Here is a 21824-nt window from a genome sequence, read left to right as displayed (position 1 = left end):
TCCTGAGTAAATCGGCTAAACGATCCCCTCCAGATACTCCCTCGCGTCGGCCTTCACGGGCATGAAATAGGCGTGGTGACTGCGCTCGCGGGCAAAGGCGAGGGTCTGGGCAGCGAAGGTACGGTTCCACTCCAAAGTCGGCTCGAACGAGCGGGGAAAGACCGCGTGGTTCCTGGCACGCCAGTAATTCAGCGAACTGGGTGTGAGGACCGTGGTTGCGCCCCACCACATCTCGGCATGTTCCGGGATCAGGTCGGCGTAGGCGTCCATCAGACGGAGGTCGAAGAAGGGCTGGGTGAAAAAGCCCACTGCTCCGGCCTCCAGTTTGCGCTCCAGGTAATCGCGTTCGCGGGCAAAGCTCTGGCGGTAGGGGTCCAGGCCCGCGTATACCTTGATGTGCGGCGCTTCCCGGCGAAACCGGCGGATGGCCCGGATAGCGTCTACGTCGTACACCTTGGCGCTCATGTCCGCGGGGGCGTCTCCGGTGATTATCAGCACCTCATCAATGCCAGACGCTTCCAGCACCTCCACCATGGGCAGAGGCTCAGCGGGATTGAGATCGACGGCACGTATGTGGGGAATCGCGCGGTGGTGGGGGCGAGCCAGCGCGCAGCCGTGCCAGGAGCGCGTCGAGTAGCGCGTCAGGTCCACCACGTTGACGGTATCCACACCCGGCAGGTGCCGCCCCACTGCCTCCAATTCGGCGCGCAGGCCTGAGCGGCTGCGGGGGACGAGCTCAATGGAAACGCGGGTCATTGCCCACCGCCCACGGCGGACGCAGAGGGCGGAGCGCCGAGCGCAGAGGGCTTGGGGGGAACTTCGCTCTTTGCCTTCTGCTCCTGGCGCTCTGCCACCTGCGCCGCGTCATACGCCAGCATTGGTCCCAGCCACCGCTCCGCAACCGAAAGCGTCCAGCCCTTGCGCGCCGCGTATTCCTCCACCTGATCGCGGCCAATGCGGCCCACCGCGAAGTAGCGGGCCTCGGGGTGGGCGAAGTACAGGCCGGAGACGGCAGCGGCGGGGGACATGGCGCAGGATTCGGTGAGTGAGAGGCCCACGTCTTCGGCCCCCAGCAACTGAAACAGCGTTCGCTTCTCGGTGTGGTCGGGCTGGGCCGGATAACCGGGGGCGGGGCGAATGCCGGCGTAGCGCTCCTTGATCAGGTCGTCGTTGCCCAGCGCCTCTTCCGGTGCGTAGCCCCAGTGGCGCACGCGCACGTCACGGTGGAGCTTTTCAGCGAAGGCTTCGGCCAGTCGGTCCGCCAGCGCCTTGATCATGATGGCGCTGTAATCGTCGTGTTCGGCCTCGAACGCCCGCGCCAGCTCTTCCGCGCCGTGGATGGCGACGGCGAAAGCCCCAACGTGATCACCGCGTAGGGCGACAAAGTCGGCCAGTGCTGTGTTGGGCGTGGGCTGGTCCCGCTGCTGCCGCAGGGTGTGGAGGCGGGCGACTTGCGGTGAATGCAGCCGCCCCGCCGCCAGTTCGTGCGTCTCGTGGTCCAGGGTGTCGGTGTGTTCCGCCGGTTCCACCACGATGTCGTCCCCTTCCCGCCGCGCGGGCCACAGGCCGATCACGCCGCGTGCCGTGAGTAGCCCCTCGTCCACGGCGCGCCGCAGCAGGGTCTGGGCATCGTCGAAGAGCCGCCGCGCTTCCGGGCCGCGCAGGGGATCAGTCAGAATGTTGGGGTAAATCCCCTTCATCTCCCAGGCGATGAAGAAGGGCGTCCAGTCGATGTAGTCCAGCAGTCCTGCGATGGGCTGTTCGATGACCTGGCGGCCCGGCTCGCGGGGGGCAGGCGGCAGGGCGGGGGAGAGGCGGGGGGCACGGGCGCGCGCCTCGGCCAGGGGAATCAACCGGACTTGACGCTCGCCGTGGCGTGCGCGCAGGGCGGCGTATTCGGTACGGGTACGCTCACGCAACACTTCCGGTTGCGTCAGCAGATCGTTCACCACGCCGACCGCGCGGCTGGCGTCCAGCACGTGGACCACCACGCCGTCGTATGCCGGGTCGATCTTGACCGCTGTGTGCGCCCGGCTGGTCGTCGCGCCGCCAATCAGCAGCGGGGTTTTCACGCCCCGCCGCGTCATCTCGCGGGCCACGTTCACCATCTCGTCGAGGCTGGGGGTAATCAGGCCCGACAGTCCAATCACGTCCGCGTTCATCTCGCGCGCCGTGTCCAGAATCTTCTCGGTGGGCACCATCACGCCCAGATCCGTGACCTCATAGCCGTTGCAGGCCAGCACCACGCCCACGATGTTCTTGCCGATGTCGTGGACGTCGCCCTTCACCGTGGCCAGCAAAACCTTGCCCTTGCCGCCGCCCTCGCCCGCCGCTTTCTGGGCTTCCAGGTAGGGGGTGAGGTGCGCCACCGCCCGCTTCATCACCCGCGCGGACTTGACCACCTGCGGCAGGAACATCTTTCCGGCCCCGAAAAGGTCCCCCACCACGTTCATGCCGTCCATCAGTGGGCCCTCGATTACGGCCAGCGGCGAGCCGAGGAGTTGATAGGCTTCCTCGGCGTCCTCTACCACGTGATCGGTAATGCCCGATACGAGGGCGTGCTTCAGGCGATCGGCGACGGGTTGGTCACGCCACGCGCTCTGGGCGGTCGCCTCGCGCTTCACGCTCTTGTAGCTCTCGGCCAGCGTGATCAGGCGTTCTGTGGCATCGGACCTGCGGGCCAGGATCACGTCCTCCACGGCCTCGCGCAGTTCGGGCTCGATGTCCTCGTAGACGGCGAGCATCCCCGCATTCACGATGCCCATGTCCAGACCGGCGCGGATGGCGTGGTACAGGAAGACGGCGTGCATCGCCTCGCGCACATGGTTGTTGCCGCGGAAGGAGAAGGAGACGTTGGAAATCCCGCCCGACACCAGTGCTCCCGGCAGACTGGCCTTGATCCAGCGCGTGGCCTCGATAAAGTCCAGCGCGTAGCGGTCGTGCTCTTCCATGCCTGTCGCCACGGTCAACACGTTGGGATCGAAGATGATGTCCTGGGGCGCAAAACCCGCTTCCTGGGTCAGCAGGCGGTAGGCGCGGGCGGTGATTTCCTGGCGGCGCTCCAGATTGTCCGCCTGGCCGTGCTCATCGAAGGCCATGACCACCGCGGCTGCTCCGTAGCGCCGCAGCAGCCGCGCCCGCTCCAGAAACGTCGCTTCCCCGTCCTTGAGGGAAATTGAGTTCACCACGGCCTTGCCCTGCACCCGCTTGAGGCCCGCTTCCAGAATCTCCCACTTGGAGGAATCGAGCATCAGCGGCACGCGCGAGATGTCGGGTTCTCCGGCGAGGAGGTTCAGAAACTTGACCATCGCGGCCTCACCGTCCAGCATGCCCTCGTCGAAGTTCACGTCCACGAGTTGCGCGCCGTTTTGCACCTGTTGCCGAGCAATTTTCAGCCCTGCGTCGTAGTCGCCCGCGAGGATAGCCTTGGAAAACTTCGGGCTGCCCGTCACGTTGGTCCGCTCGCCCACGTTCACGAAGTTGGTTTCCGGCGTGACGGTAAACGCTTCCAGCCCGCTGAGGCGCAGGTAGGGCGGAAGTGTGGGGGTCGTGCGAGGAGGCAGCCCCGCCATAGCGTCCACAATCGCGCGAATATGTTCGGGCGTGGTGCCGCAACAGCCGCCCACGATGTTGACCAGCCCTTCCTCGGCAAAGGAGCGCAGCACCGCCGCCGTATATTCGGGCGTCTCGTCGTACTCCCCGAAGGCATTGGGCAGGCCCGCGTTGGGATGAACCGACACCAATGTCTCCGCGTTCGCCGCGATGGCGCGCAGGTGGGGCCGCAGCAGGTCCGCACCCAGCGCACAGTTCAGGCCCACACTGAAGAGGTTCGCGTGCTCGGTGCTGATAACGAACGCTTCGGGCGTCTGCCCGCTTAGCGTCCGCCCAGAAGCGTCGGTGATGGTGCCCGACAGCATGATGGGCAGCGCCTTGCCCGTGCTGACGAAGGCTTCCTCACAGGCGAAGAGGGCCGCTTTCGCGTTCAGCGTATCGAACACCGTCTCAATCAGAATTAGGTCCGCGCCGCCCGCAATCAGCCCTTCCACCTGCTCTACGTAAGCCGCCACCAGATCGTCGAAGGTCACGTTGCGGAACTCGGGCCGCTCCACGTCGGGCGAGAGGGTGGCTGTGCGGTTCGTCGGTCCCACAGACCCGGCCACCCAGCGAGGTCTGCCGTCGCGGGCGGTAAACTCGTCGGCCACTTCGCGGGCCAGCCTGGCCCCGGCCTCGTTCATGGCGCGGGCAAGGTGCTCGGTGCCGTAGTCGGCCTGGGAGATTGTGGTGCTGTTGAAGGTATTCGTGGAGGCGATGTCGGCTCCGGCCTCAAAATAGGCGCGGTGAACGTCCCGAATCACGGCGGGCCGCGTCAGTTGCAGCAGGTCGAAGTTGCCCCGGTACATCCGCAGGGGGTCCGCTCCGTCCCAGCGGAAATCGCCTTCGGTCAACTCCGCGCGCTGGAGCATGGTGCCCCATGCTCCGTCCAGGACCAGAATTCTTTCGTTCGCATGTGCGCGAATATCGTTTGTGTTTGCCGCCATGTCCCTCACCCCGGTTGCAAAAAGAGGCTGCCATTGGGGCAGCCCTGAATCCTTCGTGTACGCCTAAGCGCCGCCTCTGGGCCATCGTTCCCCGCGCCCGCGCCATCGTCGGCGCGTCCCTCACGGGGCCTTTCAGACCGGGCACCGTGCCGCGATGGGGGCCGGTTGCCGCGCCGTCACGGGGGTCTGAAATTCCCTCGGGCGCTCAGGATGACCGTGCCAGGGGGCACGATGCCCACGAGTCTAGCGCGGGCACGGCGGGCAAAACGTCAGCAGGGACAGACAAGGGTGGATACTGGCTGAATGCACCTCGTCCAGCTTCTGCTGCCCGTGTATGACAACGCGGGCCAGCCGTTCGGTCCCGAGCAGTACGTGCCCATCCGCCAGCTGCTCACCGAGCGCTTCGGCGGCCTGACCGCCTATGTGCGCGCCCCGGCAGCTGGCCTGTGGAAAGACGGTGAGGAAACCGTGCGCGACGACGTGGTGGTCTACGAGGTGATGGTGGAGGAACTGGACCGGCCGTGGTGGCGCGAGTACCGTGAGGCGCTGCGGCTGGAGTTTCGGCAAGACGCCCTGGTGCTGCGGGCTCAGGAGGTGGAGGTGTTGTGAACGACCCCAGACCTTCATGTCGGGGCTTACCGTGGCACGCGTCTTTTAGTGAAGTACGCCCTGCCACGAAGCGCAGTCCCTGCGCCAGGATGTCCTTCGCCGCGTTCACATCCGCATTCCCGGCGTGCCCGCAACTCAGACATCTGAAGTTCGCCTGCCCCCTCCGGTTTCCCCGCCCGGTGTGGCCGCACGCGCAGCACGGCAAAGAGGTGTACCTCGGACCTACGGCGACAACTCGTTTCCCGGCCCATTCTGCCTTGGAAGCGAGGAGCGCCCAACCCACGTCGTGGATCTGCTTGCTCAGGCTGCCCTGGGCCATCCCCTTCACGTTCAGGTCTTCGTGGCAGATGAGGTCGGGCTGCGAAACGAGCTTCTTCGCCTCTTCGCCGTGCAATTGGAGCCGTTGGCTGCGCCGTCTTGCGCTACAGCTGGGCGGCGCGCTCCCTGGCCTTCCTGCGCCTGTTGCTTCGCTTGTTCGGCTTGCGAGCGAGGGAGCGTTGCGCGACCCGGAGTTTCTTGCTGCTGGCTTGAAAGAGTGTGTGGTTTTCGCAGAACTCGCCATCCGAGGTCGTATAGAACCACGTCGTCCCGACATCTATCCCCACCTGAGAGCCCGTCTGGGGCAACGGTTCGGCCCTCGGCACTTCGCACGTCCGCACCGCCGTACCACTCCCGGCCCTCCCGCTTCACGGCCAGAGTCTTGGGCTTGCCGAAAAAAGGGCGGTGGCGCTTGAGGCGAGCGTTGCCAATTTTGGGCAGATATGACGTGCTTCCCGTCGGCAGAGACGCTGTTCTGTGAGGGCCGGGGGTACGTGAAACTGTCGTACCTGTCCCGATCCCTGAATCTCGGATACCCGGCTTTCTGGCCTGCTTTGACGCGGCGGAAAAAGCCCTTGAAAGACTTGTCCAGCCGCGTCCTGAAGCACTTGGGCATTCACCCCGGTGTACTCCGGCATCGCGGCTTTGACTTCCGGCGAGGATTTCATCTGCTCGTAGGCTGTCAGCGACTTCCCAGCCTTCCTGTAGGCCCCGCACCGTTCTTTCACCATCCCGTTGGACAACCGCTGGCAAAGCAGCAGGGTGTTGTCCAGCGCCGTTCGCTGGGCTTTGGTGGGATACAGGCGATAGCGAAACGCCTTGAGCGTGGTACTTTCTATTTGCGGCACCTCCCTTAAAAGTATCTGCCACCTTGCCAGCCGTTGACGCGGTGTGGGGGCATGGCTCGTTTCGCTTAACGCAGACCCGGAAGCCTCGGCTTCACCGCCCCCTCTGGAGCGGGGCCGCTACACATGCCTGAAGGCAGGGGCCCTGCGGCCCTTTCGGTAGATCAAGGGTAGACCTCTTTCCCCGGCCAGCGCGCTCCCGATTCGTTCAGCGCCGGCTGAAAGGCAACCACCCTAAAGGAAGGCGCAAGGGAAGGGTGGCGTCCTGCGGCGGCTGGAGCCTGGTGTGAGTTCAGGTACTGCAGCGGCAGGGGCCAGAACCGAGAAAAAAGTGTGCGGAGTTGTTCTGGAACGCCGAGGAGGTTCGGGCACGCCCAGTGGGTGGACAGCTTCTCTCTCCTGACCAGGAGGGTCAGCAGCCCCACCGAGGCCGCTTCCTGAACGTCTGCGCAGAGGCTCTCGCCGATTGTGCAGACCTGTTGAGCCTCCAGCCTGGCACAAGTCGGACTGCCTGGGATGAGGTTTCTCGAGGCCTGTTTCCGCTGAATTGAAGACCCGGAGGAAGTGGTGACTCCAGCGGAGGCCGTCCAGCACCGCCCCATCTTCCGGTACGTGGCTGGTGAGGACGACGTGTCGCCAGCCCGACGCGCTCAGCCGCTCCAGCGTCGGGGTAGACTTCCCAGCTGCGCCGGGTGGTGCCCCCGAACCTCGCCGGCCAGCTTCCGCGCCAGCGCTGCGTTCAGGCCTGCCGCCAGATGGGCGTGCTGGAAGACGGGATGGAGTTTGGCCCACCACTGCTGGGCAAGCAGCCCGAGGTGTTCCTTTTCGGGGATGTGCCGCCGAAAGCCAGTTTGGAGGGTGGGTCTGATCTGCTCTGGGATGACGTCCTGGTCTGCATTCGCCTCGTTCAACCCCTGGAGAAGTGCGCCGCTCTAGATTCCGGGGTGATGCGCCCGGGCGCCGTCGAAGTCCCAGATCAGCAGCTTCACCCCACGGTCTCCATCGCCCTCGGATAACTGCCGATGATCTTGGCGTAGCTCGCCTTCCTGAGCACCCCGGCGAGCGCCTGCGCCACCTGGGGGTCTTGCGCAGGGCCCTCGATGTCCACGTAGATCAGGTAACTCCACGCCCGGTCCCGGCGAGGGCGCGACTCGATGCGCGACAGGTTCAGGCCGCGCAATTCGGCCAGCGTTTCCACCAGAAACCCGGGGGTGTGCCGCACGGCGAACACCAGGCTGGTCTTGTGCGGCGCGCTGCTGGGCGCGGGTTCCTGACGCGCGAGGACCATGAAGCGGGTGAAGTTGAAGGGCTCGTCCTCCACCTCCCGCTCCAGAATCTCCAGGCCGTAGAGCTCGGCGGCGCGGGCAGAGGCGATGGCGGCCTCATCGCGCGCACCCCGCGCGGCGAGGTCCTTGGCGCTTCCGGCGGTGTCGTGCCAGGCGACGGGCTGCAGGCTGTATTTGCGAATCAGGCCCGTGCACTGATCGAGGGCGGGCTGCTGGCTCACCACGCGCCGCACGTCCTCCAGCTTCACGCCCGGCAGCGCCATCAGGCAGTGAGACACGCGCACCACCACCTCGCCCACCACGTGCAGGTCCGTTTCGGACAGCAGGTCGGTGGTCTGGTGAATCGCGCCCATCAGGCTGTTTTCCACGGGCAGGGTACCGTAGTCGGCCTCGCCCGTTTCGACGGCCCGCGCCACCTCGTGAAAGGTGGGGTAGCCGCGCGGCGTGAGGTCACTGTGCGCAATGCCTGCGCTCGTCAGGGCGTGCAGCGCCGCGATCTCACCGTAGGAGCCGGGGTTGCCCTGAAAGGCCACCGTGAACCGCTTCGCTGTGAGGAGGGTGGTGGCCTGGGCTGGGTCCTGGGTCTGCTCCGGCGTCATGGTCCGCAGGCTAGCGCACGGGTCCGGGTGAAGGCTGGAAGCGCGCGCACCGCTGCCTATACTCGGTCCATGCTTCTGTTTTCCGCCGCGCCCTTGGCCGCAAAGGTGCCCGGTTCGGTCGGCGCGCAAGCGATGGAGGCTGCGCAGCACCTCGGCCTGGACTGCGCGCTGCTGGACTTTGGGGCCCCCTCCTGGAAGGCGACGTGCCCCGCGCCCTGGGCTGGGTGCCGGTGGAGAGGGGCGCGTCGCCATCACCATCTTTCGCAGCTGGATGATGCGGCCGGAGGTGTACGCGCAGCTGCACGGTGGGCTGCGAGAACGCGGCCTGACCCCCATCCACACGCCCGAGCAATACCGGCTGCTGCACCACCTTCCTGAGTCTTTCCCGTACGTCACGCACGTCTCGCCCCGCGCGGTGTGGTCCGACCTGGGCCGGGAGGCGGTGCGGGCGGTCCTCGCCCCTTTCGGGGAGGGCGCGTTCATCGTCAATCAAGCCTGCGCAAGCATGGTTGGGCCGGTGCACCTTTCATTCCCCACGTCCCCGGATACGGAAGCGGCGCTGCGGGTAATCGAGACGTTCCTCGTGCGGCAGGGGGGCAAGTTTCAGGGCGGGCTGATCTTGCGCGCCTGCGAGCCGTTTATACCGCTGACCCGGCAGAGCAGAAGTGGGACTGGGACGCCACTGACCCGCGGGTACCGCCTGTTCTTTCCGGACGGGCACCCCGTCGGCGTGACGCCGTACTGGGCGGAGAGCAAGGACAACGGTAAGGCCCCACCGCTGGAAGAGTTCGCGCAAGTGGCGGCGTCCATTCCGGCCTGGTTCTTTACCCTGGACGTGGCGCAGCGCACGGACAGCAAATGGCGCGCGGTGCAACTGGGCGACGGGCAGGTGGCGGGCCGGCTGGACCAGACGGAATTCTACCGAGCACGGGCGGCCCGGTAGACTGCACCCATGTCGCCCTCCATCCTCGATCTCGATGCCACCGCCCTCAGGGACGCCATCCGCTCGGGTGAAGTCTCGGCCCTCGAAGCGGCGCGCACGTATCTGGAGCGCATCCAGGCCCTCAACCCCCACCTGCACGCCGTCATCACCGTCAACCCGGAGGCCGAGGCGGACGCTGCCCGGCTCGACACGTTGCCGCCCGAGGTGCGGGGGCCCCTGCATGGCGTGCCCCTCCTCATCAAGGACAACATCGACGTGGCGGGGCTGCCCACCACCGCCGGAAGCCTGCTGATGACGCGGCATGTTCCGGCGGTGGACGCGCCCCTCGTCGCCCGCTTGCGTGCGGCGGGAGCAGTTCTCCTGGGCAAGGCCAACCTGACGGAGTGGGCCAATTTCATGACCTTGGGAATGCCCAACGGCTACTCGGGGGCTGGTGGCCAGACAGTCAATCCCTGGGGTCCAGCGCTGGACACCGGTGGGTCGTCGAGTGGAAGCGGTGTGGCGGTGGCGGCCCGGCTGTGCGCGGCAGCAGTAGGCACCGAGACGAGCGGCTCCATCCTCAGCCCCGCGCAGCAGAACGGGGTCATCGGCCTCAAGCCCACTGTGGCGCTGATTCCACGGACGGGTGTGGTGCCCATTTCGCACAGCCAGGACACAGCGGGGCCCATCGCGCGCAGCGTACGCGACGCGGCCCTGCTGCTCACCGTGATGGCTGGCCCCGACGAGGCCGATGCTGCCAGCCGCCTGCTACCCGTGCCGGACCTGACGCTGCACGTGGGGGCGCTGACCGGGGCACAGATTGGCGTGCTGCGCGTTCCACCCGGGGCGCTTGTGAGCGACGCCGAACGGGGCGCTCTGGCCAGGGCGGAGGCGGCTTTGACAGAAGCGGGGGCAACGCTTCAGGACGTGACACTGGAAAGTGGACCCGAACTCAGCGGCTGGCGGCTGGAAGTGCTGGTCTACGAGTTCAAGCACGACCTCAACGCCTACCTCGCTGGGGTGCAGGACGGCCCCCGCAGCCTCGCCGAAGTGATCGAAGCGAACGACGCTGATCCCGAGCGGCTGCAGCGCTACGGGCAGACCCTCCTGTACGCGGCCGAGGGGACGCGGGGTGATCTCAGCGAGCGCGCCTACCAGGAGGCCCGCGCCCGTGATCTTGACCAGACCCGCACACGCGGCCTGGACCCCCTGTTTGCTCTGGGCCTTGACGCCCTGCTGTGGCCAGGCCTGCACGGCTACGCGGTGGGAGCGAAGGCGGGCTATCCGAGCGTCACGGTACCGACGGGGTTGGAGGAAGGTGCGCCCAGCGGTGTGCTCCTGACGGCGCCCGCCGGATCGGAAGGCCAGCTGCTCTCGCTCGCTGCCGGTCTCGAGGAGCGGCTGGGTGGCGTGGCCTTTCCCCCGGACCCCGCTTGACGCTGCTCCCGCTTGCCTCTAAGATGCTGAGGTTGTCTGCCCGGCTGGGCAGTCCGGGCGGTTAGCTCAGCGGTAGAGCGTACGCCTTACAAGCGTAGGGTCGTGGGTTCAAATCCCTCACCGCCCACCAAGAAAAACCCCGCCCAGTGCGGGGTTTCTTCATTTCGGCAAAAAGGGTTGGCCGTGCCCCGTGCGTAACGCAGGTGTGGGGGTCGTCAGACCACCCGGGTTCAGCGCCCACCGCTGCATTCGGCCTGGTAGACCGGGCGGTATTCTGGGAATTTCGACTGAATCCTTTACAAAGTGCTTCAACCCGAGCGGATGGAAAATTGGGGTTTGGGCGTGGCGTTTGCAGATCGGCAACATCCAGATCTATAAGAAAGAACAGCTAGAATCCGTATTACTCGCAGTTGTGTGCCCTGGGCGTAGAGGAGACGCCAACGGTGGGAAATACGGCGCCGATTCTCCTCGTGGCGACTCTCAGCCGTGTGGTGAAGGCCTTTTTGCCTGGCACCAGACAAGAGGCGATCTGCGGGTTGTTTCTCAGCCTCTCCGGCGCGTTCACGGCTGTGGCGGAAAGATCCTGAAGGGCCCTCCCTGCTCTTCGCCAAGGGCAATCACGGGTTTCCGTCACGTCTCTTCCAGCCAGGCCTGCTGTGCGAGGAAAGGCGCATGGAAGTTCGCTCGTCCTGCTCGGTCAAAAAGAAGTCCTCTTTTTGACCGATGTTCTGATGTACCCTTCTCACCCATCTGTCAGAAGCGGGCCCTGACCGGCGCGGAGAGGGGCCCCGGTCATTTCCCATCTGCTCCTTACGGGAGCCCCGGAGAAACAGGGGCGCGTGTAACCATCCCCAAAGGGGTTTCCTCAAACCGGCAGAAGCATTCACGCGGTAATGGAGCGTAGCCGGAGCCCCTTCCGGTCAACGGGAAAAACAAGAGCTGATCGGAAATGAGCTTTTCGTATCCTGAACGCAAAGCTTAGACTTTTTATACGCAAAGGTTCTCATTTCCTTCCCTCCTGGGGTGCGCTTCATCTGACCCTCCTCTTCCGGTTCGGTGTATTCGCTTTCGTTCGGCCTGCTGGCCCTCCGTTCTGGGAGAAGGTTTAAACGTTCCGCTCGGGCGGCTTAGCCCCGGTAAGGGCGGCCCTTTCGCAATACCGTTAAGGTCCCCCGGGCCACCCCCCAGCGGCGTGCACGGCCGCTCCCGCTAACCAGAATGTCGGCGGTGCGCCGGTATCGGCGGTGCATGGTGTCGTTGACCACATAGATGTGGCTTTTGCCATGAATTGAGATGCGAACGCGTGCGCCGCAGCCGACCTTGCGAAGCAGGTCCCGGCTGAGGGCCACCTGGTGGGTACGGGTAGGGCCACACGCCGAAACCCTGGGGGTGCTGTCGGTCTGGCCGCGCACCGCGTTGTAGTGACTCACGCGGTGCAGGGAATACGAGACGGCACGCGCCTCGGTGGCAGAGCAGAGCAGCAGGATTAGGGCAAGGTGACGCATAAGCGCTTAATTTAAGGCGGGGGTGCTGGCGTTTCCGTGACGTGGGGGTTTGACAGGCGAGGGTTCGGGCACCCCTGCCCCGCGCGTTTGTGCTTTTTTTGTGACCCCTGGTGTTTGCTCGCGTATGGGCTTCTTTCTGCGTCTATTCATTCCCGGTGGCGGTGGTTCGCAGCAAGGGTCCGGTTGGGCGGGCAAAGCCGGTCTGGGGGGCCCACTGGGTGGGAAAGTCCTCAGGTGGATGCGGCGGGCGCTCGCCTCTCCACCGCTGAGCCGGGAGGGCCAGCCGTGCGCTACGGCTGCAGTCCAGTTTGAGGACATGCGGCGCGCCATCGTGTGTGAGGGCTGAGCCTCCAGGTGAGGGCCGAGGAAGTTCAGGGATATGGCGAAAATAAGGCAGAACGCGGCGCTCCATGAACGTATGCTGAAGATATGCCCGAACGGCCCGCCCAGGACCCCTGGTTGTTCTCGTCCATGAGTCAGCACCTTCAGCAGGTCACGGAGGCGCTGGTGGCTGCGTCCTCCCACGTGGCGGCCGGTGCTCTCATCTTGCAGGCCACCCTTGGCGTCGTCCCGGCGCGTTCGGCAGCCCTGCTCGTGGACGGTGACGGCGGCCTGGAGATCGGCACCCTCCACGGTGACGAGGCGAGACTGCGGCCCCTGTGGGAAGAAGACAGTCTCGACGGCCTCTCGCCCGCCCTGCAGGCGCTGGGAACGGGCACCCCGCTCTTTTTCGAGCAGGGCCTGCCGGGCGGCGCGGCGGGCGCGGGTGCGGCCCTGCCGGTCGTGCTCGAAGGCCAGTCCCTGGGTGTGATCGTGCTGGCCTTCGGCGAGCCCCACGCCTTTGCGCCGGACGAGCGGGCGTGCCTACGAATACTCGCTGGGCAGTGCGCGCTGGCGCTGGGGCGCATACGGCTGGCGCAGCAGCTTGAGCAGCAGGTGCAGGAGCGTACGCACGCGCTGCACCTGGCCAACATCAAGCTGCAGGCGGCCTCGGCGGGGCTGGAAGCCAAGGTGCGCGAACGGACGGCAGAACTCGAAGCCATCCTCTCGCAGCTGGCGTACCAGGCGCGGCACGACGCCCTGACCGGCCTGCCCACGCGGTGGTTTTTCGAGGAGGAGCTGGTCCGTTCCATCGCGCTGGCGCGGACCCAAGGCCGCAGCCTCCTGGTGATGTTCGTGGACCTTGACGGCTTCAAGCTCGTGAACGACACGCTGGGCCACGCCGTGGGAGACGCCCTGCTGCGCGAGGTGGCGCGGCGGCTGGGGCAGGCCGCCCCGCGGCACGCCACCGTGGCCCGTATGAGCGGCGACGAATTCACCATTTTGATTGAGGAGCGGCTGACGCAGGCCGAGGTGGTGGAGACGGCCCACCGGGTCCGGACGGCCCTGGAGCAGCCCTACTTGCTGGGCAACGTCACCGCGCACATCACAGCGTCTATTGGGGTCAGCCTGTACCCGGACGACGGCAGTGACGCCGACACGCTGCTGCGGCACGCCGACACCGCCATGTACCAGGCCAAGCACGGGGGCAAGAACGACATCCGGTTTTTCACCCAGGAAATGAACGCGTCCGAGCAGCACCGCTCACGGCTGGCGGTGGACATCCGCGGGGCGCTCGCGGGCGGAGAGCTGAGCGTGCAGTACCAGCCGCAGTTTGACGCCACGGGACGCCGCGTGGTGGCCTTTGAGGCCCTGCTGCGCTGGGACCATCCCCGCCTGGGCAGGGTCTCGCCCGAGCAGTTCGTGCCGCTGCTGGAAGACACCGGCCTGATTGTGCCGGTCGGCGAGTGGACCCTGGGCGAGGTCTGCCGCCAGAACGCGGCGTGGCGGGCAGCGGGGCTTCGTCCCGTGCGGGTGGCCGTCAACGTGTCCATGAAGCAGTTCGCGCGCCACGACTTCCTCTGGATGGTCCAGATGGCGCTGAAACAGCACGGCCTGGAGGGCGACGCGCTGGAACTCGAACTCACCGAGCGCCTCGCGGTGGAGGACCTGGACGGCACCCGGCAGATCATTCACGAACTGCGCGCGATGGGCGTGACCATCGTGATGGACGACTTCGGGACCGGGCACTCGGCGCTGAGTTCGCTGCTGCGGCTGCCGCTCGACCTGCTGAAGGTGGACCGCACCCTGCTGCACGAACTCGGGGCTGCCCCCGGCGCGCGTCACGTCATTGGCGCTGTCGTGTCCATGGCCCAGGCGCTGGGCATTCGCGTGATCGCCGAGGGGGTGGAGTCCCCGGCCGAACTGATCACGGTCAGCGGTATGGCCTTCGAGCGTCTGCAGGGCTTCTTGCTGGGCGGACCAGTGGGCGGCGAGGCCGCTGCGCAGTACCTGCTGCCCTGAGCACGCTGCCCCGGACTCGGGACATTTGACCCCGTTCCGATTGGCCTCCAGGGAGGCGGGCGAGCGGGTACGCTGCGTCCATGAACGCTGCCCTGTTCGCCCTGCTGGTGCTCGGCCTCGCGCTGCTGAGGCGGACCGGCGACCTGAGCGCCGAAGTCCGGCGGCTGCGCGAGCGGCTGGAGCGGCTGGAAGGGGCGGGGGAACGGGTGGCCTTCCCTCCTGCGGTGGAGCCCAATTGGCACGCGCCGCCGGTGGGGGAGCCTGTCGGTTCGGCAGCGGCCCCACCGGCCGAGCCCCTCCCTCCCATGCCGGTCACCGAAGCGCCATATGGAAGCGGCGCGCCGCCCGCCTCGTCCTCCGGCCCGGCCACGCGCCGCCCGCCCGCGCCCATGCGGCCAGCGCCTACCATCCAGGTCCGGCCGGCTCCCTCCTCCCGCACGGTGTTCGCGGTGCTGGGCGCGGCCGTTACCCTGGTGGGCGCGGCGTGGTTCATGGCGGCCCTGGCCCGCAGCGGCGTGCTGACGCGGCAGGTGCAGCTCGCGCTGGCGGCCGGGCTGGCGGTGGTCTTGTACCTGATGGCGGGCCGGGCCGCCCCCGTGATCGGGGAAGCGCTGCGCGGCCTGGGATACGGCATTCTGGCCCTGTGTATAGGCGCGCTGGTGGGCACGGGCGTGGCCGCGCCGGGGGCCGTGCTGGCCGCCCTGCTGGCCCTCAGCCTGGCCGTCGGCGTCCACGGGGCGGTGCAGGGGCGTCTGCTGGGCACCGTCACGGCCCTTGCTGGAGCCAGCCTCTCGACCTGGATTCTGGCAGACAACCTGGGCGTCTCCCCGGTGCCGCACCTCGCCCTGTTGGGGCTGTTCGCCTGTACCGTTCTGGCCGAGCGCCGACTGACCCAGCCGGGCAGTGCCCTGCTCGCCTTCGTGCCCCCGGTCAGCCTGCTGGGCCTGCTGGTCACGGCGGCGGTGCATGACGCCTGGGGCCCGCCGCTGCCCTGGGCGGCCCTGCTTCTGGGCGCGGTGCTGACGGGGCTGAGAATCGGCCTGGGACAGGGCGGACCCATCCGCGATACCTACGGGGAACCTGCGGCCGATTCCGCTTCGAGCACGCCCGACGTGTTCTCACCACCGCCCCGGTCGGTCCTGGGCGCGGCGGGGCTGCTGCTGGGCGGCCTGCTGGGGGCGGCTCCGCTGCTGCGCCCCTCCGGAAGCGGCGCGCCTGACGGCTCCTGGCGACTGGAGGAGTCCACCACGGGCCTGCTGCTTGGGCTGGGTGCGGTCTGCGTGGCCCTCGCGGTGGCGCTCCACCGCCGGGCGGCGCGGGAGGGCGAAGGGGGCCCGGCGCGGCTGCTGCGTGACGCCGTGCTGGGTGTCGGCGTGGGGCTGCTGGGCGGGGCACTGGCCCTGGGACTGGACGGCTTCCGGGTGTCCACCCGCCTGCTCGGTCTGACGGGAGCCGCCGCGCTGCTGGGCACCTGGATGCGCTCGGTCTTCTGGCGCTGGTCGGGCGTGGCCGCTGTACTGCTGGTGCTGCTCGACCACCTGCTCACGCCCTGGCCCTCCTCGGTGGTGGTGGCGGGGCTGGCGCTGGGGACGGGCGTGGCCCTTGGCCGCCGGGCGGGCGCATTGGTCGCGGCGGGTGCGGGACTGGTGCTCGTCTCGGCGCTCGCCTGGGCCGCGCCCCTGCCCGGCCTGGGCTCGGTCACCGCGCACTTCCTGTGGGCCGCTTTCGCCGCGCTCGCCCTGCATGGGCTCGCGCTGGGCCTCGCCCGGCGGGGTCAGCCCTCGCGTGCCGGTGTGCTGGCGTGCGGCGCGGTGGCCGCGAACGTGCTCCTGGTGCCCGCGGGTTTGGATCTGGCCGCGTGGCCCGTTCAGGCTGCGGTGTTCGGCCTGCTGACCGGCGCGCTGCTGTACATGTCGCCCGCCGCACGGCTGGCCGCCGAGGTGTGGGGGAGGGAGGCTGCCGTTTCCGGAACCTGGGCTGTCCTCGAAGGGCTGGGGGTGTTCGCCGCGGTGCTGGGTCTCCTGACCTGGTCGCTGGAAGAACTGTTCGCGGGGCACGCCCTCCCACCCCTGGACCTGCTGCTCGCCGGGCTGGCGGTGCTCGCGGCCCTGCTGCCCAGCCACAGCCGCTGGAACCTGCGCGCCTGGCCGGTGCTCGCCCTGGGGGTGGCCGTGACCGCCCTGCGAATGCTGGACGCGCCCCCTTCCGTGGCGACGGGACTGCAAACCCTGCTGGGTGCGGTGGCCATCCTGGCAGCGCTGTGGCTGCTCGTGGCACAGTCCGGACGCCGCTGGCTGGAACAGTGGCGCGGGGAGCGGCCAGCCGGGCGTGAGGTGGACCGGCCCTGGATGCAAGACGGCGTGCTGGTGGCTCTGGGGCTGCTGCTGCTTGCCCTGATGGGACGCACCGCCGAGCTGCTGCGCCGCGCCGGACCGGAGTTGTCCTCCCTGACGTCCACCTCGCTTTCGACGGCCGTGCTGCTCGCGGCGTCGGTGCTGGCGCTGCTGCAGGCGCGGCGGCGAGAGCGCCAGGTGGGGTGGTGGGTGGCGCTGACCGCCTTCGGGCTGGGCGCGCTGAAGCTGGTATTTTTCGATCTCGGTGATCTGGGGGGTATGGCGCGCGGTGCGGGCACGGCCCTGATCGGCCTGCTGCTGCTCGGGATAGGGCAACTCGCTCCCAAACCCGAGGGTGAAACTGGCCCCCGTAACCGGGAGGGGATGGAAACTGCCGGAGCGGAGGAGCGTTAACCGCCCCCCGGGTTACAGGTGATGCCCCCGTCGGTCACGAACTGCCGCCCGTCTCCACCGGCAGGCCCCCAGTCCCTTCAGGGCGGTTTGCACCGCTTCCTCCCAGGGGGTGTGGGGCCCGGTGCCCAGCGCCTTCAGCCGGGAGTTGTCGAGTTCCACCAGGGTCGGCCATCGGGGAAGCTCGCGCAGGGTCTCGCGAAAGGGAGCGGCCAGGCCCAGCGTGAAGCGGGGCACGCACCCGCGGGCAGAGATTTCCCGCCACCTGCGGGATCGTCCCGGTCATGCGTTTGCCGTTCCCGTCCCAGGGGCCCCCGGAAGTGGAAGCGGGCACAGACGTCCAGCTTGCTTTCCCGTCTGAGCAGACGGGCAAAGATCTCCCCCGCATCGGGCCGCCAGGCCCAGCTGGGCCCGGTGCCTCGCCCTGGGTTGGTCACCCCCGTCCCCTGGGTTGGACACGCCCGTCAAGGACTGTCCCGGGCGGACCATGCCCGGAGAGGACCAGCTGTCGCCGCTTCTCGGACCGAAGAAATCACCGGAGCGCACTGTGGGTGACCTCACGCCCTCCTGCACGGCACCGGCCAGCCGCTGTTTCAGCGCGACGCAAATCCGGCCCTTGCGGGTGCGCGCCTGCTGGGGCGCGTCTTCCCGCAGCGCCAGAGCGGCGTCGGGGCCACCGCTGTAGAGGGCGCCGGGCAGCACCTGACGGTCCCGCTGCCGGTGGCTGGGAGGATTGACGTCGTGCACGACGACGGCTTGTACCCCCGCAGCCGCGCTCACCACGCCCCCGGGGCCCAGCGCGTCGCCCTGAACCGAGGTCCAGCCCGCAACGTCCTCCGGGGGTGTTGGACCTCGGGTCAGGGCACCAACGTTCCAGCCGGGCGGTCCGTGTGGGCTGGAAAGGGTAGAACGGAGCAGAGCGGACATGACGACCTCCTGGAGGAGAGGGAGAAGGGGCAGGGCTTTGCCTGATCTCTTTTCTGTCGTTGGTCGATCGGCGCGAAAAAAACATCCTGCACCTGCCTTCCAGGCCAACAGAAGGGCGTTCAGGGGCAGTGTCGCCGGCTGCTCGGCCCACTCGAAACTGGAAACCGGCGCCGGGCAGCATTCCGAGGGACACCGTGCCGTGCAGCACACCCCTGACGGTTTCGCACGCCAGGGTAGGATCACCCAGGCAAGCCCCCTCCTGCGCCGCCCATCCCTGCAGCACCTCGGTGGTCAGGGTGGTGAGACGGGCCCCGGGGTTCACCACGGCGCCGTTCAGGCCGTGCATCAGCGCGTAGCGCCGGACGTGTTCGCGCGCGAGGTGCAGGTAAGCGAGGCCGAGGGCCAGCGGGCGCTGGGAAGGGAGCGCACCCAAGCCAGCCCACTCCATTTCGCAACTCGGTAAAGCTCTGCTCCATCAATGCCTGCAGGGCCGCCTCCTTGTTCGCGAAATGCTGATCGATGATGGGCGGGGCGTACGCGATCTCCTGCGCGACGCGGCAGAGGGTGACGGCAGACCAGCCCCCGCGCTCGGCGAGGCGGAGGGCCGCCCGCAAGATGTTCTCGCGGTTGGTGGCTTGCTCAGCGGGTTTGTACATCCACCGCCGACTTCGTAAGACCTAACCACCGATCGCAATTGCGTGCAAGTCAGAACATAAGCCTACTTAGCGCGTGGGGGAGAATGAAGCCTGGCGTGGAAGGGCACCCCCACGGCTTCATTCTCCCCCACGCGCATTCAGGCTCGTTCGCCGGGCCCGGTCAAAAAGAAGTCTTCTTTTGACAACTGCTCCAAGTGGGTGGACGGCCTCCTGCATTGGTCTGGGATGTCCCTGTTCAACCAGGAATGTGCCCTGCAACTGTCCCGTTTCAAGGGATAGGCACTCGCGGCTTCCGGCCCTGCCTGTGCGAGGATGGGCCGCGTGCTCGCTCTGCCCGCCTGTTCCGATCCGTCGCCCTCAGCGCCCCGTACCCTGGGCGCGGGGCTGCTGCTGGTGGTCCTGATCGTCGCGTTCGAGTCGATGGCGGTCGGCACTGTCTTGCCGCGTGTGGCGGGTGACCTGCACGGCCTGAGCCTGTACGGCTGGGCGTCAAGCGCTTTTTTGCTCTCCAGCCTGTTTGGAGCGGTGGTCTCAGGTGTGGTGGCGGATCGCCGCAGTCTGGCCACGAGCGCGAGCGTGTCCCTGCTCATCTTTGCGGCTGGGCTGATGGTGGCCGGTGGAGCCACCTCCATGCTCCTGTTTGTCCTCGGGCGGTTGGTGCAGGGGCTGGGTGCAGGGGGTCTGGGCGCGCTGCCCTTCGCCGTCATCACGGCCCGCTACCCCGAACATGCGCGGGCGCGAATGCTGGCCGCCGTGTCCAGCGCCTGGCTGATTCCCGCCCTGGTGGGTCCCTTGATCGCCAGCCTGATTGCGGACGCCTGGTCTTGGCGCGCGGTGTTCTGGGGACTGGTGCCCGTGCTGGCGCTCGCCTCGCCCCTGTGCGTGCTGCCCCTGCGGAGCGGGCCGCGCGAGGCAGCTTCCGGGGGCAGGGGAGGTCTGGAGCTGCTGGGACCGGCGCTGGGCCTCGCGCTGTCGGCGGGAGCGGTGGTGGAGGGCTTGCGCCGCCCGGACCTGCTGGCCGCCCTGCTGCTCGCGCTGGGAGGAGGCGGGGTGGCGCTGACCTCGCGCCGACTGTTTCCACCAGGACTGTGGCGGTTTGCGCCGGGGCTGCCGGCTGCGCTGGCCCTGCGTGGACTGGCCGCCTTCGCGTTGTTGGGGGCCAACGCCTTTTTGCCCCTGGCGCTGCATGACCTGCGTGGCCTGAGCCTGACCCAGGCCGGGTGGCTGCTCAGCGTGGGCGGAGCCACGTGGACGCTGGGTTCCTGGGTCCAGGCCCAGCTGGAGCGCCGGTCCGGAGCGGCGTCTCGTCCCGTCCGAATCCGGGTGGGGATGGCCGGAATTGTCCTGGGCCTGCTTGTCACGGCCCTGGGGACGCTGGGCCACACCCCTCTCTGGAGCGTTTACGCGGGCTGGTTCGTCGCCTGCCTGAGCATGGGCGTGGGCTACAACAGCAACAGTCTCTTCGCGCTTGGTGCGCTGGCCCCCGAGGAGGCCGGTCGGCTGTCCGGGCAACTGGCGAATATCGAGGTGCTGATGGTGGCCGTGGCGGCGGGCGTGGGGGGCGCACTGATCGCCCGGGTGGAGCCGCTGGGGACGGCCTTTGCCCTGGCCTTCGGCGTCACGTTGCTGGGTGCGGTGCTGACGGCCCTACCCGCTTTGCGCCTGACGCCGAAGAGCGGGTAGAGCGGTTCATCAAAACGGCAGTTTCGGTTTCTGGATGTCTCCACCTTCCGGCCGCACCGGGGAACCGGGGAGTGGCTCGCCCGCCAGCGCTGGAGGGTCTTGACCAACAACTCAGGCTGTGGCCCGCGAACCAGGCCTGATGCCCGCCTGGAACGCCGTATGCGGTGCTGCCCGGTACAGCCTGGGCGAGGTCCGGTGCGGAACGGACGTTGAGGGAGGCCTCCACGCAGGCTGACCACCGGACGCCTGGGCCGCCCGGCCTGACCCAAACCAGTGGGCACCCGGAAACGTGCGCCCTCGGTCATGCCCTGCCGTGGGGCATCCGGAGTCATGGCCCGGGCGTCAGCGGGCAGAGCTGGGTCTGTTCCTTCGCAGAGAGACCCAGGGCGCGCGCGCCTGCATCGCCGACAGTGGGGGAACCGACTGGAGGGGCGCAAGGACCAGGCCTATCCGGAGAAATGCCGCCCCGAAGGGGATGGGACGGTGGTTCCAATGAGGACCGCGCTGCGGACGACCTCAGGTGTGTTGCCGTGACCTGCGTGGCCACCGCGCCGCGCCCCCCGGGGGGGAATGCCCAACGACGTGTACCTGGCCGCCTTGTGCCCACAGTGCAATGTGCCCACCGTGCAATCAAGGCGGCGAGGTGATCGGCCGCCTTCTCGGCGCTGAAGGGACCGGGGTGGGCGTTCTGCCCCAGCCCAGGAAGATTGGGAGCAAGGACGTGAACGCCCGGCAGGGACGCTGTCACGCCTCTCCACATCCAGCCCGTCATGCCCGCGCGACGCGACAAGACCGCTGTGGGTAGAGAGAAAGAGCCAGTTTCGCGCGTCTGGAAGGTCATGCCTCCAGTGTGGGCGTAGCCTGCCGGAGATGACGCAGCCCAATTCCGGAAGCCTGATCGTGCAGGACGCCGTGACGGCGGACGCCCTGCTTGATTCCGCGAACGACCCGCATCCTGGCCGCGTTCTGGACGGAGCCGCGCACCATTTCGGCGGCGGCCTGCGAATTGGATGAGGACGCCGAGACGCTGCGCTACTGGGTGAGGCGGCCGAGCCGCCTGGGGCCGCTGCGGCAGGTGCGCGTGGACTCGCTGCCGCCGGTGGCGAGCGCCTATTTCGTGCCCTTTGAGGCTGCGCATTGCGAGACGTTGGAGGCCTACCTCGCGCGGATTGAGGCAGGTGCCGCCGCCTTTGTGCGGCAGAACCTTGCGCATTTGACCGAATGGCGCCGCGCGTGGAAGGGCAGCCCTCACGGCGCCCCATTCTCCCCCATGCGCATTTCGCTCGCCGGGTCCAGTCAAAAAGAAGTTCGCACGTTGACACATCCGCTCCCCCGCGCCCTTCAGCGCGGGTTGCTGCAGGTGTTCACGCGTTACGCGGGGCAGGCCGGTGCCCAGACCTCAGACCTACCCC

The 21824-nt window shown here is 67.8% G+C and carries 17 protein-coding genes, 1 tRNA gene and 1 pseudogene; 8 read left to right on the top strand and 11 right to left on the bottom strand.

Annotated features, from left to right (window positions below; translation table 11 throughout):
- Positions 1–15: 15 nt before the first annotated feature.
- Both B9A95_RS23150 and metH read right to left on the bottom strand, forming a co-directional pair.
- Positions 16–756, bottom strand: a complete 741-nt coding sequence (locus B9A95_RS23150; protein ID WP_084049427.1) for a methylenetetrahydrofolate reductase — start codon at positions 754–756, stop codon at positions 16–18.
- On the bottom strand, positions 753–4538 hold the full coding sequence (metH, locus tag B9A95_RS23145) for a methionine synthase (RefSeq protein ID WP_084049426.1): 3786 nt from the start codon (positions 4536–4538) through the stop codon (positions 753–755). Before metH ends, B9A95_RS23150 begins: the two co-directional genes overlap by 4 nt.
- Before the next feature lie 303 nt (positions 4539–4841).
- Here metH and B9A95_RS23140 point away from each other — a divergent pair, with 303 nt between their 5' ends.
- Positions 4842–5147 carry a hypothetical protein gene (locus tag B9A95_RS23140; RefSeq protein ID WP_084049425.1) on the top strand — a complete coding sequence of 102 codons (306 nt, stop codon included), beginning with the start codon at positions 4842–4844 and terminating at the stop codon, positions 5145–5147.
- Between the two features lie 148 nt (positions 5148–5295).
- Here B9A95_RS23140 and B9A95_RS35650 read toward each other — a convergent pair.
- The 5 genes and pseudogenes from B9A95_RS35650 to B9A95_RS23120 all read right to left on the bottom strand — a co-directional run.
- Positions 5296–5466, bottom strand: a pseudogene (locus B9A95_RS35650) (zinc ribbon domain-containing protein); the annotation flags it as partial.
- A 103-nt stretch (positions 5467–5569) separates the two neighbouring features.
- The gene (locus tag B9A95_RS35645; RefSeq protein ID WP_245808548.1) at positions 5570–5752 is read right to left on the bottom strand and encodes a hypothetical protein; all 183 of its coding nucleotides are present in this window, start codon (positions 5750–5752) and stop codon (positions 5570–5572) included.
- A gap of 81 nt (positions 5753–5833) precedes the next feature.
- On the bottom strand, positions 5834–6313 hold the full coding sequence (locus B9A95_RS35640) for a helix-turn-helix domain-containing protein (protein ID WP_245808448.1): 480 nt from the start codon (positions 6311–6313) through the stop codon (positions 5834–5836).
- A 647-nt stretch (positions 6314–6960) separates the two neighbouring features.
- Positions 6961–7221 carry a hypothetical protein gene (locus tag B9A95_RS32640; RefSeq protein WP_139806956.1) on the bottom strand — a complete coding sequence of 87 codons (261 nt, stop codon included), beginning with the start codon at positions 7219–7221 and terminating at the stop codon, positions 6961–6963.
- Between the two features lie 74 nt (positions 7222–7295).
- Positions 7296–8195, bottom strand: a complete 900-nt coding sequence (locus tag B9A95_RS23120) for a prephenate dehydratase (RefSeq protein ID WP_084049422.1) — start codon at positions 8193–8195, stop codon at positions 7296–7298.
- Positions 8196–8466: 271 nt separating this feature from the next.
- Here B9A95_RS23120 and B9A95_RS23115 point away from each other — a divergent pair, with 271 nt between their 5' ends.
- From B9A95_RS23115 to B9A95_RS23105, 3 genes are all read left to right on the top strand, one after another.
- The gene (locus B9A95_RS23115) at positions 8467–9138 is read left to right on the top strand and encodes an ATP-grasp domain-containing protein (protein ID WP_084049421.1); all 672 of its coding nucleotides are present in this window, start codon (positions 8467–8469) and stop codon (positions 9136–9138) included.
- A gap of 9 nt (positions 9139–9147) precedes the next feature.
- The gene (locus B9A95_RS23110) at positions 9148–10554 is read left to right on the top strand and encodes an amidase family protein (protein WP_084049420.1); all 1407 of its coding nucleotides are present in this window, start codon (positions 9148–9150) and stop codon (positions 10552–10554) included.
- A 55-nt stretch (positions 10555–10609) separates the two neighbouring features.
- A tRNA-Val gene (locus B9A95_RS23105) sits at positions 10610–10684 on the top strand.
- A 997-nt stretch (positions 10685–11681) separates the two neighbouring features.
- On the opposite strand, the gene B9A95_RS23100 is transcribed toward B9A95_RS23105, so the two are convergent.
- Positions 11682–12059, bottom strand: coding sequence for an RlpA-like double-psi beta-barrel domain-containing protein (locus B9A95_RS23100; RefSeq protein WP_084049419.1), 378 nt, complete (start codon positions 12057–12059; stop codon positions 11682–11684).
- Positions 12060–12488: 429 nt separating this feature from the next.
- Between B9A95_RS23100 and B9A95_RS23095 the strand changes: the two genes are divergently transcribed.
- Positions 12489–14402 (top strand): putative bifunctional diguanylate cyclase/phosphodiesterase, encoded by a 1914-nt coding sequence (locus tag B9A95_RS23095; protein WP_084049418.1) that lies wholly within the window; start codon positions 12489–12491, stop codon positions 14400–14402.
- 80 nt (positions 14403–14482) lie between these two features.
- Positions 14483–17149 carry a hypothetical protein gene (locus B9A95_RS23090; RefSeq protein WP_084049417.1) on the top strand — a complete coding sequence of 889 codons (2667 nt, stop codon included), beginning with the start codon at positions 14483–14485 and terminating at the stop codon, positions 17147–17149.
- Positions 17150–17161: 12 nt separating this feature from the next.
- Here B9A95_RS23090 and B9A95_RS23085 read toward each other — a convergent pair whose 3' ends face one another.
- From B9A95_RS23085 to B9A95_RS23075, 3 genes are all read right to left on the bottom strand, one after another.
- Entirely contained in the window at positions 17162–17383 is a 222-nt protein-coding gene (locus tag B9A95_RS23085; RefSeq protein WP_084049416.1) for a hypothetical protein, read from the bottom strand.
- Between the two features lie 295 nt (positions 17384–17678).
- Entirely contained in the window at positions 17679–18419 is a 741-nt protein-coding gene (locus B9A95_RS37275; protein WP_425429964.1) for a hypothetical protein, read from the bottom strand.
- Positions 18313–18729, bottom strand: coding sequence for a TetR/AcrR family transcriptional regulator (locus tag B9A95_RS23075; RefSeq protein ID WP_084049414.1), 417 nt, complete (start codon positions 18727–18729; stop codon positions 18313–18315). Before B9A95_RS23075 ends, B9A95_RS37275 begins: the two co-directional genes overlap by 107 nt.
- A 312-nt stretch (positions 18730–19041) precedes the next feature.
- On the opposite strand from B9A95_RS23075, the gene B9A95_RS23070 reads away from it, so the two are divergent.
- Positions 19042–20412: an MFS transporter gene (locus B9A95_RS23070; protein WP_084049413.1), complete on the top strand. Its 1371-nt coding sequence runs from the start codon at positions 19042–19044 to the stop codon at positions 20410–20412.
- 870 nt (positions 20413–21282) lie between these two features.
- The gene (locus B9A95_RS34105) at positions 21283–21426 is read left to right on the top strand and encodes a hypothetical protein (RefSeq protein WP_170928757.1); all 144 of its coding nucleotides are present in this window, start codon (positions 21283–21285) and stop codon (positions 21424–21426) included.
- Positions 21427–21824 lie beyond the last annotated feature (398 nt).

The sequence above is a fragment of the Deinococcus hopiensis KR-140 genome, assembly GCF_900176165.1.
Lineage (GTDB): Bacteria > Deinococcota > Deinococci > Deinococcales > Deinococcaceae > Deinococcus > Deinococcus hopiensis.
Note: the sequence above shows the minus strand (reverse complement) of the source record. Positions and strands in the feature narration are given on the sequence as shown.